Raw genomic sequence first — 14,011 nt, forward strand, 5'->3', positions numbered from 1 at the left:
CCTAATTAGTATATTAATTACAAATATAGAACTACAATTCCAATATTTTTTCAGTAGTGTACTTCTCGCTTATATGAAAGTAGAATATTTGAGCTGATGTGGAAGTTATTGAAGAAATGTAGAAGATCTAGTTAAAGAAGTAGAAAGTTTTCCATAACAAGTAGAACAAAATACGTTTAAAGTAGAATCTCGCCAAATAAAAATGAAAAAAGCCATCTCTAACGCTAGAGACAGCTTCACAATTCTATAAAAGTACTAATCCTACTACCGCCCCGGTAACAACGACAATCCAAGGCGGCATTTTCCAGTAAGCTAGCATGCTGAATAACACAACGGCTAACCCAAAATCCTTCGCCTCCAATATAGAACTAGTCCAGATTGGAGTATATAACGCAGCAATTAAAAGCCCAATAACAGCTGCATTCACACCCATGATGGCACCTGTAATTTTCGGATGGTTACGTAGTTGATCCCAAAACGGCAGTGCACCAATTACTAAAAGAAACGCCGGTAAAAAAATTGCTACTGTCGCGACTACTCCACCTTGCCAGCCATTCATGACCGTCCCTAAATAAGCGGCAAATGTAAAGAGAGGACCTGGTACTGCCTGTGTAACACCATACCCCGATAAAAATGCTTCTTCGCTCATCCAGCCTGTTGGGACAAATTCCTTTTCCAGTAATGGCAGCACTACATGTCCCCCGCCAAAAACGAAAGAGCCTGAGCGGTAAAAACTATCAACCATTGCTAACCAATAAGAACCTGTCGCCTCTTTCAACAAAGGCAAAGCTACCAATAAACTAACAAACAATAGAAGGCAAAACCCTCCAACCCGTTTAGAAACAGGAAAGTGCGCCTGCACCCCTGCCCCCTCATTCTTTTGTTTCAGCAAAAAGTACCCTATACATGCGGCAATCAAAATTACCCCGACTTGACTAAAAGCAGTTTGCCAAAGAAGTGTCACAAGCAAAGCAAAAATGGCTATTGCCTTCCTTTTCAGGTCGGGTGTCAGACTTTTAGCCATTCCTATAATGGCATGTGCAACAATCGCTACCGCCACAATTTTCAAACCATGAATCCACCCCGCATTTCCGACATCAAACCCTGTCATGAGTAATGCAAATGCAATAAGTGCTACAACCGAGGGAAATGTAAACCCTATAAATGATGTAATTCCCCCCAGTATTCCAGCGCGCATAATTCCAATGCCGATTCCCACTTGGCTGCTCGAAGGCCCGGGCAGAAACTGACAAAGCGCAACTAAATCCGCATAGCTTTTTTCATCTATCCACTTTCTTCTTCGTACATATTCTTCATGAAAATATCCTAGATGAGCAGTCGGTCCCCCAAAGGATGTCAGCCCTAATCGTGTTGAAACCAAAAATATTTCGAGAAGTGATTTGATTCGATTTTGCTTCATAGAATTCATTGCTAACTCCTTAAGTCTCTTTTTTAGTGTACTCTTCTGTATTTAATCTTTACCTTTTCTAAAAGTAGCACTTCTCTCTCGCTTCATATAGCCTATTTCTCATAATTTACATACTTTTTACACTTACTTTGCAATAAGGTTTATAATGAAACTATATTTTCTATTACACTGTTAATATATGTGTTATTTACTCCAAATTAGGGTATTAAGCATATGTTAATAAAAATATTGAGGTGAATTTATGTTCGAGTACAAGTTTTGGCATCATCTTTCACACCCATCGCAACTCATACATAATATTGAACGTAGCGAAGATCAAAGACTTATAGGGTATCGGAAAATTTTGCTGGCTATTTTTGGTTTTACTTTACTGTTTTTTATAGTCCGCAACTTCTGGGGGATGAATACAACCGACTTAACAGCATTGCTGGTAAATGGTGAAGGAGATTTATATAGTTTCGCTCGACTGATGTCATTAATCGGTGCGATTCCGGCAGGTATTTTATTTTTTATCATTCATTATTATGTCATTACATATTTGATTCATTTATTGACAAATATCGATTACGGCTGGATTCGAAAGATACAGCTATATGTCATCTTTTTCATTGTTCTTGAAAAACTGCTGACGGTGATTATCTTTGCAATAGCAGGATATTCTACACAGTTCACTATGTTTTCATTGGCACCTATGATGGCATACGTATATTATCATGACTATTTATTGTTCTTCCTGAATCAGTTAACAGTCGCATCGATAATAGCGGTATGGATTCAATACATATTTTTATCGAATTGGACAGATCGACCGAAAGCGTTGCTGTTTAAGTTAATACTTATTCAAATCGTATTGGCATCACTTGTTGCGTTATATAGCATTCTTCCTGTTTTAACTTGGATCGAAGGGTGGCTTGGTCTGTAATGCGTATGACAAAAAAAGTAAAGATATTTAGCGCAGTTGCCTTAGTGTTTGTTTTAGTGAATGGTTATTTACTGTTAAAAGACAATGATATTATTATGAAAAACTACTATATTAACAATGTGCAGTTTGCAGTAGCCGATTATCATGAAAAAGTTCTGGAAACGGATGCTGTTGTTGCAGCGAAGCAGGAACATTTCATCGCAGCGCCTGTACAATCAATTAGCGAGGTGCTCGTTACACAAGGACAAAGTGTTAGCCTGTTAACGGAGCTTGCCATTTATAAACCGGAAGAAGCTGAACGTGAAATTTCACGTCTTGAGACAGATCGCGACGCTTATGAAAACGAGCTATCAGAATTGGAAAGAATTGTTTCAGACTTACAATCCGAAAACAGTTCTTCCTCACCGAGTACAGCAACAGACTCAACAACACTTGGCGATAATGAATTATGGAATATTAATTTAACACTGGAGCTGGGTATTGAACAAAGCACGCCAACAGCAGAAGGTATTGCGATTATTCAACGTTCCATTGCGGAAACGGAGCGTCAAATTAGCATTTTGGACAGTATGATTTCCCAGTTAAGTAACAACAATTCTTTGACTACACCAGTAGACGGAATTATTAAGGAAATTGTTCTTGAAGGCGATTCGATTATTTTCCAAATTCAATCACTAGAAAAGAAGTTTGTTGCCTATGTTGAACATGAAAACTGGAAGGAAGTCGAAATCGGTCAAAAGGCTTCTGTTATTTTGAATGAAGGCAAAGAAGATGAACTGGTCATTGATGGAGATGTACTGGAGAAACAGCAAATACCAGCACGTGATTCCATTGCGTTTAATGAAATGAAAAAGAACGATAAAGTAAAGCCGGATGATACGGTCTATGAAGTTAGCATCGAACCAACTGACATGTTAACAGAAACACCGATTGGTATACTTGCCGATGCGACAATTACGACATTTGAAGCAAATGACAGCTTCCAAGTAAACGAGGATTGGCTTGTAAAATATGAACAAGACAATTCAGGAAACCTTATTTATACAGTAGGAGAAGATGGGAAAACAAGATTAGAACCGGTTGACCTACTATTCAAGCATAAAGCGGAAATAAAACAAGAAGAGTTCATGTATGGCGAACCGATTGAGGAAATTATCAAAGAAGCAAGCCTTGAAGAGGATGCCATAGTTACTGAACCGCGCATCCAAACTGTTGAGCTGGAAGATTCCAAGAAAGAGGACGCTGCTAAAGATGAAGATTTAGAGGACACGGCTGTATTTACAGCTCCTATCGCACCACAGCAAATCTTTATTGACGGCGACGAAAAGAATCTGTTCGCCCCTACATTCAGACCGTACCCATTACATACGTTTGAATGGACATATGTTGATGCGACATGGAAAGATGCTCTTTGGTATTTAATTAAATAAAATATGAAACGGCGGGAACATGCTCTTCCCGCCGTTTTATTATGATACATAACACCGTGTTTTGTTGTCTTTCAGTACGGGTAAAGACAAAAAATAATAGACACGGAATATAGAATTTTACTAAAGGAGTCGAAACAAATGAAAAAAAGAATTACAAAAAGTTTCATAGCTACTACTCTGTTCGCTTCCGCATTATTTGTTGCAAGTGATGACGTCTTTGCGAAAAAGACGTTTTATGATGTAGAAAACAGCCATAATTCCCATACGGAAGCTATCCAATATTTAAATAACTTAAATGTGTATGATTATAAATCCGGCAACCAATTTAATTTCAGTAAACCTGTTTCACGCGCAGAAGCATCAAAAATTCTCCAGACGATTCTTTCAAGCGATTCGGCCCTTTCCATTCCAAAAGTTCGTTCTTATGATGGAAAGTTTAAAGATGTAACGAACTCCACTCCTTTTACACAAGAGACTATTTGGGCATATGAATCAGGCATTTTTGATGGGGATGAATACGGCAATTTCAATCCGGATCAGTCAGTAAAACGCTCACATCTGTCAAAGATATTAGTAGAAAGCCTGAAATTAAACGGCGGTACGACAGTCAGCTTTAAAGACGTCTCAAAATCCAGCTGGTACTATGACTATGTAAATATTTTAGCGAGCCACGGTATTACGACCGGCAATGAAAAAAATCAGTTTTTACCGAATAATAATGTCACAAGTGCACAAATGGCAACATTCCTATATCGGGCACTCAGTTTCAAAACGACCGGTGAAGTAATCAGCGAACCAACACCTCCAACTGCTGAAAAATCCGATACAGCTATAGCAAATTACAATAGTGAATATGACTTCGCTTGGAAACAAACAGGCAAAAATCTGGACTTTGAATTAGAAGGTGTCGACAACAATAAGATAGTTGCACGATATATGACTAAACAAGGAAAAAGCTTCTTTGCTGCACAAGATTTGCAAATCGGCAAAAATAATGCAAGCGATGTAAAAGCGAAGTACGGAACGAAAAATGCAGATGTGCGTCGCGGAAATGTAATCTATAATACACCTGCTTCCAATGAATATAATTTCTATTTGATAGATGACTATTACGTAACGTTTTTCTATGATATTCATAAAAAGAATGTCATTCGCTCAATCCTTTATGTCCATAAAGACTATGAAGTGAATAAAGATGGCTATTACGGTGATATATCGGATACGCAAAAACATTCTGAACAGCTGATGGTTGAGCTGATGAACCAGGCACGTGCTGCTGAAGGGGTTAATCCGCTTACACATTCACCGCAATGGGCATCGATTGCACGTAAACACAGCAAAGATATGATCGATAACAACTATTTCTCTCATACAGGTCTTTCAGGAACAACACCGTATGACCGTATGATCAGCGGCGGTATGAGCAAATCCGAACTTAGAACTTGGGGCGAAAATATTTCGTATGGTCACTACAATGTGATTTATGCGCATGAAGGCTTTATGAATAGTAAAGGTCATCGTGATAATTTATTACAGCCTGCCTATAAAAATGCAATTGTAGGCTTGGAGTACAGCAGCAAAAAGAGCCCTTACTTTACCATTAATTTCCATTAAACTAATAAATCCAGTCCCTCTTAATTAGAGAGACTGGATTTTTAAATTATGCATTTGTTACTTCCACACGGTTTCGCCCGTTCTTTTTCGCTTCATATAGTGCTGCGTCCGCTTTTTCCAAAATAATTTTTGGCTGATCCCCATGCAACGGATAATTTGCGATTCCGGCTGAGAATGTAATTACTTCCCCTGTCGGACTAATAAGTCGGGAAATTTCTTTGCGGAGTGCTTCTAACCGGCTATATGCATTACCTACCGTCTCTTCAGAAAGCAGGAGTATAAATTCTTCCCCACCATAACGGCAAGCTAAATCTTCTTCATCAACAACTTCTTTTAATTTACTAGCTATAAATTGCAATACCTCGTCTCCTATAGTGTGACCATAGGAATCATTAACTTTTTTAAAGTAATCAACATCTAAAATGACTAATGTATATGGTTTTTGCTGTTCGGTCCATAAGTGAATTATTTTGTCAAAAGTACGGCGATTTAAAAGCTTTGTTAACGGATCCGTAGAGGATTCTTCTTTAAGTGTATTAACTTGTCCATGCAAAATTGAAAAGCTTTGAATAAGGGCTTCCCTAATATTAAACACTTCAAAATACCATGCGCGAATGTCTTTGAGCTTGTTCATCTCCTGCTCCTGTGCACTGTTCCCTGCTATTTCCGCCATACTTTGAAGCGGACGTACAATACGTGTTGCCAGTATAAAGACGAAAATAGTTGAGAGAAGAATAAATGGCAAACCTCGCGCAAAGACTTCCGATACTTGTTTTCCAACGGCATTTATTGCTTCATCATACGGGGTTTGAACTACAATTCCCCAGCGCGTTCTTTCTGTGGAGCTATACCCAGCAAGCATTGGCTGATCAAGAGAATTGACAATTTCCTTTGCACCGCTTTTTTCCTTTATCAGATTTTCTACAACCTCATTTTGTGAGACATTTTCCCCTAGTCGTGCTTTATCCGGATGATAAATGATCTTTCCATTTGTATCTACAACATATACATAAGAACCGTTTTCATAAGGGTGCCGGCCTAAAACCATTTCAAAAATATCCGACTCATGCAAATAAATCGTCCCGTTCACAACCCCTTTAAATATGCCTTCTTTATTATAGACTGGCATGGAAAGAAGAATAATTTCACGACCGGTCGGCGACATATAAGGATTGGTAATATAAGCCGTACGCCTTTTTAGCACATCAAGCCCTTCATTTGATGTTACCTTACTACCAACCAGACCAAGATTTTGTGGCGCATTGACTAAAATATTCGCATTCGCATCTACAACAACGACAGAACTAAATGTGTTTTCCTGCGAATAAAGACGGTTAACCTCTTGTTGCAGGGTTTCCATATTATTAAAGTCCTCACCAATTTCTGCTGCACTATAACGCATAACCCTTTTTGTATCCCCGATAAATTGGTCAATAGTTTCAGATAATTTCAAGGCATATACCCGGTTATTTTCCAATGCCTGTTCTTCCATAAACTTCACATTTCCTTGATAGCTAAAATATGTACTAACAATTACAGAAAGAAAAAAGGCGAGGGAAATAACCGCGACTATTAAGTATTTTAGTTTCATATATTTTTTTAAAGAGATCATGCATTTCTCCTAAAGAATAGAATAATTTTAAGTTTTAAACACCTATATTTTGATCAAAATTTATACTTAAGCAGAATAAAACTAATTAAAACATAAAAAAAGCTTAATTAACACTTAAAAAACTTTGTATAATTTTAGCATACCATTCTTTAGTGATTTATCAATTAACTAGAACACCCTTTATAAATTTGAATAATTTTCACCATTCTTCTGTACAGTTTTTTCAATCCCTATAATATAAAAAAACTCTACCCAGCAATGCCATGTAGAGTAAACAGTTCCACTTAATTTTTAAAGAAGAATGGATTTTTAAATTATGCATTTGTGACTTCTACACGATTGCGCCCGTTATCTTTCGCTTTGTATAACGCTTCATCGGCTTTTGCAATAATAGCCTTTAGTTCGTCACCATGTAGCGGATAATTTGCCATACCAGCAGAAAATGTAAGAGCTTCTCCTTCAGGATTAATAATTTGCTGAACATTTGACCGAAGCAATTCAACGCGTTCATAAGCATCTTCAATCGTTGTTTCTGTAAAGACAAGAATAAATTCTTCTCCCCCGAAACGACATGCTAAATCATCTTCTTGTAACGATTCTTTTAGTTTACTTGCTAAAACTTGCAGTACCTCATCCCCTGCAATATGACCATACGTATCATTTATTGATTTAAACCAGTCTACATCCAACATAACGAGCGTATAGTCTTTTTGCTTCTCAGTTAGTACTTTGATTTTCTTTTCAAAAGTATGGCGGTTCAATAGCTTTGTTAGTGAATCTGTTGATGTTTCTTCTTTCAGTGTATTCACTTTCCCATGTAAAACCGAAAAACTACTGATGAGTGCTTCCTGTATTTTATACACCTCGTAATACCAGGCCCGGATTTCCTTCAGCTTTTTCATCTCTTGATCTTTCACACTGTTTTCTGTGATTTCCGCTATTTTTTCAAGAGGACGAACAATATGGCTGGCCAATAAAAATACGACAATTGTTGAGAATATAATAAAAGGTAAACCAATTTTAAACACACTTAGCACTTGTTGCCCTACCATACTAAGCGCTTCATCATATGGTGTTTGGACAATAATCCCCCACCGTGTTTTTTCACTTTGGCTATACCCTGCGAGTACTGGCTGGTCAAATGTATTAACAGCTTCTAAAGCACCACGTTTTTCTTTTAATAATTGAACAACTACCTCGCTTCTGGAAGCATCTCCCCCTAATCTTTCTTTTCTAGGATGATAAATAATTTTTCCTCGAGTATCGACAACATACACATAAGATCCATTTTCATAAGGATGTTCACCTAGAATCGATTCAAAAATATTGGAGTCATACAGATAAATCGTGCCGCTCAAAACTCCTTTAAATTTTACCGATTCATCATAAATAGGCATCGAAATGGTAATGACTTTACGTCCTGTAGGTGAAATATATGGATCTGAAACAAAAGGTTCATGTTTATCATAGTTTTCCAGTCCATTTATGGATGGAACCTTTTTACCTGCTTCACCGAGAGATTGCGGTGCATTCACCATAATATTGCCTTCCGCATCAACAATGAGAACAGAACTAAATGTATCGCCTTGTAAATAAAGACGGTTTGCTACATCCTGCAATTTGTTTATATTTTCAAAGTCATAGGCAATCTCTGCTGCACTATAACGCATCGTGTTTGTTGAATTAACAATAAATTTATCGACTGTTTCCGCTAATTTCAGCGCGTATACCCGATTATTTTCCAGTGTCTGTTCTTGCATTAATTTCATATTTCCTTTGTAGTTGCTGTAAACACTGATTAGCGTTGAAAGTACAAAGGCAAGGGCAATGACTAATATGAATAAATATTTTAATTTAATGAAATTTCGTAACGAAAACATTATAATCTCCTAGTCCAAATATAGGTAGATATATTTGATTTAATATAATTGCTAGTATTATAACATAGCAGGACTAATTCCATATCAGCATATGCAACATATTTATGACAATCTTGTTAGAAATTTATGTAATGAACCAGTAAAAAAGCATCACCAAATCCATTTCCCAATTTGGCGATGCTCCCCGTTATCTATTATTTAAACTCAATTGTTTCTGGTGATGCCCCTTTTGTATACGTAATATTCGCATCGGAGGGCAGATTACGTATTTCTTTTACATGATTACCTTCAATAATGATTTGATTGATTTTTGTTCCTTTAAAATCAATAATCGCATTTCCTTTTTTCGGACTGATCGTTACAGTTTTGTCTGCAAACCCTGTTCCGTGGAATTCGGCATATTCACTAAATACCGCAATGCCGTTTTTAATATCTGTATTTTCTCCTAATGTAAGTGAAATACTTGGGCGGTTCATAATTAACTTGCCTGTTTTATAGTTTTTATAATTGTACTCGTTTTCCGGTACGATTGGCACCGGTGTTTCTTCTTTACCAGATTTCAAATCAATTTGGACTAATACCGGATCGTGGTCAGATGCACGGCCCTGTGCTTCAGTAAAGTTCGCATTAATATGAATCATATCAATCTCTGTTACTTCTGCAAGATTGTTAGAAACTAAAATATGATCCAGCACTTGGTTGTTCCCTTGGAAGTAGTAGCTGAAACGATCTTCCACAGGTGCCTTGTCCACCATATTTGTTAAAACGTCGCCTTTTAATGCTTCAAGAGCCGGTGTAAATTCAAAATCATTCATATCACCCGCTACGACAATGTTCACGTCCGGATCTTTTGCAAGACCTTCATCGATAAAGTCATTGATTACCTGTGCAAGCTCAATACGCTCCGGTTCAGATCCTAAAACCGGTGGCTGTGTTGGACCCCATAACGAATCGTCCCCACCTTTAGAATTTAAATGTGCACCAATCACGACAACACGTTCTTCCTGGAATTCAAATTCCGCTGCAATCGGTTTACGTGTATCTTCAAATTTTGAAGGATTCACAAAACCTGGATTCAATGCAAGGCTGCCTTCTTCTGTCCATGCATTCGCCTGCTCTCCTGTTCCATTTGTCCCATCAACAAGTGATACACGTTCAGGGTTATACAAGTACCCTACACGGATATTTCCGCCTGGTGCACCACCGCTTGTATTATTGATCGGCATAACATCAATCCAGTCATACTGAGGACCTCCCGCTACTTTAATTTCGTTAATTAATCGCAAGTAACTTTCTGATGCATCGGCATTTCCTGAATCTGTTTGACCGTCATTATCTTGTACTTCTACTAATGTAATAATATCCGGCGACTTCATATTGTTTACAAATGTTGAAGCAATTTTTGCAGCTTTTTCATCGGATGTATTATCCTTGTTATTCGAAAAGTTTTCGATATTGTAAGATGCCAAATTCAGCTTGTCCGCTACTGGTTCAAGATGTGTTACTTCTTGCTGAATGTTCGCCTTTGTTACTTCCGGGAATACTTTATTCGTATTCAGGCGGTAACCATCAGAGAAGTTTTCTACAAAACCGATCAGCGCATCATTAAAACGATCGCCTGATTCATAGTTTTTCGCTGATACTCCTTCCAGCATAATCTTTTCAGGGTTGTAATCATCAGCAGCGATATTTAAACCGCCATTATCGTTAAATGTATTGTTTGTTGTATTAGGAACGACGATTGGCGAATCATTGTTATACATCGGTCCTACTACTCTTGCATCAGGGAATGACACAAGCATGTACTCGATGGACTCCCAAAAATCGATTCCATCTTCTTGTGGGTCAAAAATTGCAAAACTGTCATTATCGATAATTTTGTTCGGTGGGATTAAATCTTCACCGATAACTAGTGTTTTAGGAACAGTATCCGTACCTGTTTTTTCGATCTCATTAGCAGCGATTTGCGTATCTTTTAAACGCGTATTCCCGCCAGCTTCTGTTATAGTTCCTGTTACTTTCACTGAATCTCCTACCGCTAGGCCATGCGATGACTTGTTCACTTTAATTGCAGTTGATTTCACACCATCGAACGATGTATTTTCCTGCATAATGAAGTTTGAAGCGTCAATTACAAAAGTTACAACTCCATCTACATCGTTTACTTGTAATCCTGCATATGGCGAAGTATGATTTGCCCCTTGAATGTCACTGATTGTCGCATTGTCCAAATCTATAATTTCATAAACGAATGTTGCAACCGCGCTGCTCGTTATGCCTTCTTTAACTCCAATAGCTTTAATCGTCATCGAATCATTGACAGTAATAGGATCCGTATATACAGTGCTTGCTGTAGTCGGTAGTGAACCATCCACTGTGTAATAAATTGTTGCTCCTTCTGTAATTGTAGAAAGTGTTACATTTGTGCCGGCTGTTACGCCACCTGTATGTGAAGCTTGGATATTCTGTACTTTTGAGGTATCTTCAATAATACGGATTGGAAGAAGCTGATGGTTTGTAAATTGGCCAACAATCCCCGTAATTTCCCCGTACGTTTTTCCACTTATTAAACCTGAATCTCTCAATTTATCATAAATTGCAAATGTACCTGCTGCATCTGTTCCCGTATAGTTTTGGCCAGACCCGGTAATTTCTATATTTTTCAGTGTTACTAATCGTGATTCATTATCTTCTGCAATTCCAATACTTGTTACAACTTGTGGCTCTGGTAAAGTTGCCGCTGATTTACTAATAAGAGTAATCTTCGTTAGCTGTTTAAGACCACTGTATTCATCAACTTTCCCTTGAACAGAAACAAAGTCTCCCACATTTGCTGAAAGGCTGTCCGCAGGGTAAATTGCAATCGCCGCACCCGTTTCGTCCTGAATATGTGCTGTCGCTGTTTCTAGTTTTGCTGTGACAATTCCCGAAACGATTACTTCTTCGCCGATTGCCTTATTGCGTGCCTCTTCAATTGAGATAGCTGTTGGCGCTGTTTTGATCGTATAATCAAATGTTGCAACTTCGCTATTGGCCAAGTCTGATGCTGTCGCGAATGCCTTAATTGTCATCGCTTCATCAACAATAATACCTGTCGATCCATTATAAACCGTGCTTTCTGTCGTCGGTTCAGAACCATCAGTTGTGTAATAAATCGTTGCATTTTGAGTAGTCGTTGATAGTGTTACATTTGTTCCTGCATAAATTTCGCCTGTTGTCGGAGAAGCTTTGATAGATGCTACTTGTGTCGGCTCTTCTGGATTAGGTGTATCATTACCAACAAACTGAATGAAACTAGGTGATTTTAATCCTGCATGGTTACCAAAATATTTTTCCAGTGAACCTGTTATTACTACTTTTTTACCAAGATTTCCAGGATTCGTTTTTAACCCAAATTCGGCTCTAATTGAAGCAGGTGAATTTGGCAATTGAACGTAGAGCATTTTCGTTACATCGGTTTCACCCGGTGTATCCGCGATAGCAATATTCGTATCGGTTTCAGCTTCTACTACATAAGAGGTTTCACTTTTCGCAAACCCTACTATATAACCCTCTACTGTTACATCGGGCTTAACTGAAGCTGGATTAAACTGACTGATCGCATCTCCAACTCCAATAGCACCTGTTGTCTCAGCCTTCGTAACTGCAAAGTGAGGTAGAATCATCGAAATTACAAGTAAAAATGATAAAGCAATTTTGGAAACGAAATTGAATCCACTATTTTTCATTTGTTTAGCTCCTTATAATTTTTTATATCTCAAAAAAAAGCAAACCCTTCTTTATTTAATTAGAGGATTTGCCTTGGGAGATTAAATAGATTCTTACTAGCTTTCAAAAATTTTTCTTATAAAGGAATACTTACTTTTATCCTTAATAGTAATGAATATGAAAGTTATATTTATCCAATATTTAAATTTTATTAAATTTCAGAAATATCTAGTAGAGTAATTTCTCCTATTATATTAATTAGGGTCTTATTTCTCATTAATAATTTCTGTTTCATCTATCGTTAATTCTATATATTACATAAAATTTCTATATCCATTACTATCACAGCTAGCTCATCTACCTTATGTTAGATTTGCCCATATAACAAAGCAGCAAATAGAACTCACTAATAATTTGTGCTAAAGTAAATTTTATACAGAGTAATTCAGTAAGAATAATATAGAAGGAGCTTGATAATGATGAGAAATATTCCATATGTAGTGGATGGTGACTGGTTGGAGGCACAACTGGAAGACCCAAACTTACGCTTAATCGATGCATCAACGTTCTTAAAAATTCCTGAGGGCGAAGGGTTTCCAGAGCTATGGTCCGGTTTCGAAGCTTATAAAGAAGATCATATTCCCGGAGCGGCTTATGCGGATTTACTGAAAGACTTTACTAACCCTGAAGGAAAGGCACCTTTTACAATTGCAACAAGAGAGCAATTTCTGAAAGCTGTGGAACCTTTAGGAATTACCGAAGAAACTTATGTAGTAATTTATGACCGCGGCCCATTAGTAAATGTCGATATATTAGCATCTGACTGGTCGGCACGTTTACGCTGGCAATTAAAATATGAAGGCTTTGATAATGTAGCTGTTCTCGACGGAGGATTCCGTAAATGGAAACTCGATGGTCGTCCAACTGAATCAGGAATCTCCAACTATGAACCTGCGCCGTTTCCAGGAGAACGCCGTGAGCATCTGATTGTATCAAAAGAAGATGTAAAAGCTGCTTTGGGGGATGAAAATATTGTATTGATAAACAGTTTGTCAGAGGCAGATTTCCGAGGTGAAACAACAACATACCCGCGCCCTGGTCATATCCCCGGAAGCAAGCATGCCTTTTTCGGATCTCATTCAAATCCGGAAACACGTTTACTGAACGATGATGCTACACTACGTGCTACATTTGAAAAATTGGGTGCACTAGATCCAAATAAAAAGGTGATTACTTATTGCGGCGGAGGAATTGCTGCGACATGGAACGCATTATTGCTGAATAAATTAGGGCAGGAAAATGTGGCAGTTTATGATGGGTCGTTGAATGAGTGGGCGGCGGATGAGAGTTGTCCGTTAGTGACAGGTTAATACATCCCTAAAAACTAGCAAGCTCTAGATCATTTTGCTAATTGAT

At 37.8% G+C, this 14,011-nt stretch carries 8 protein-coding genes; 4 read left to right on the forward strand and 4 right to left on the reverse strand.

Going from position 1 to position 14,011, the window contains the following annotated elements; all coding sequences use genetic code 11:
- Positions 1-244: 244 nt before the first annotated feature.
- Positions 245-1,429 carry a chromate transporter gene (locus M3166_RS10705; RefSeq protein ID WP_251689811.1) on the reverse strand — a complete coding sequence of 395 codons (1,185 nt, stop codon included), beginning with the start codon at positions 1,427-1,429 and terminating at the stop codon, positions 245-247.
- 241 nt (positions 1,430-1,670) lie between these two features.
- Here M3166_RS10705 and M3166_RS10710 point away from each other — a divergent pair, with 241 nt between their 5' ends.
- From M3166_RS10710 to M3166_RS10720, 3 genes are all read left to right on the forward strand, one after another.
- Positions 1,671-2,351, forward strand: coding sequence for an amino acid transporter (locus tag M3166_RS10710; RefSeq protein WP_251689812.1), 681 nt, complete (start codon positions 1,671-1,673; stop codon positions 2,349-2,351).
- Complete coding sequence (locus tag M3166_RS10715) at positions 2,351-3,781, forward strand: HlyD family secretion protein (protein WP_251689813.1); 1,431 nt, start codon at positions 2,351-2,353, stop codon at positions 3,779-3,781. The genes M3166_RS10710 and M3166_RS10715 overlap by 1 nt, the downstream gene beginning before the upstream one ends.
- A 138-nt stretch (positions 3,782-3,919) precedes the next feature.
- On the forward strand, positions 3,920-5,395 hold the full coding sequence (locus M3166_RS10720; protein ID WP_251689814.1) for an S-layer homology domain-containing protein: 1,476 nt from the start codon (positions 3,920-3,922) through the stop codon (positions 5,393-5,395).
- 46 nt (positions 5,396-5,441) lie between these two features.
- On the opposite strand, the gene M3166_RS10725 is transcribed toward M3166_RS10720, so the two are convergent.
- The 3 genes from M3166_RS10725 to M3166_RS10735 form a co-directional block, all read right to left on the reverse strand.
- Positions 5,442-7,007, reverse strand: a complete 1,566-nt coding sequence (locus M3166_RS10725; RefSeq protein ID WP_251689815.1) for a sensor domain-containing diguanylate cyclase — start codon at positions 7,005-7,007, stop codon at positions 5,442-5,444.
- Between the two features lie 314 nt (positions 7,008-7,321).
- Entirely contained in the window at positions 7,322-8,887 is a 1,566-nt protein-coding gene (locus M3166_RS10730; protein ID WP_251689816.1) for a sensor domain-containing diguanylate cyclase, read from the reverse strand.
- Positions 8,888-9,081: 194 nt separating this feature from the next.
- Positions 9,082-12,615 carry a chitobiase/beta-hexosaminidase C-terminal domain-containing protein gene (locus M3166_RS10735; protein WP_251689817.1) on the reverse strand — a complete coding sequence of 1,178 codons (3,534 nt, stop codon included), beginning with the start codon at positions 12,613-12,615 and terminating at the stop codon, positions 9,082-9,084.
- 459 nt (positions 12,616-13,074) lie between these two features.
- Between M3166_RS10735 and M3166_RS10740 the strand changes: the two genes are divergently transcribed.
- Positions 13,075-13,965, forward strand: coding sequence for a sulfurtransferase (locus M3166_RS10740; RefSeq protein WP_251690048.1), 891 nt, complete (start codon positions 13,075-13,077; stop codon positions 13,963-13,965).
- The last annotated feature ends 46 nt before the right edge of the window (positions 13,966-14,011 follow it).

The sequence above is a fragment of the Solibacillus isronensis genome (assembly GCF_023715405.1).
Lineage (GTDB): Bacteria > Bacillota > Bacilli > Bacillales_A > Planococcaceae > Solibacillus > Solibacillus isronensis_B.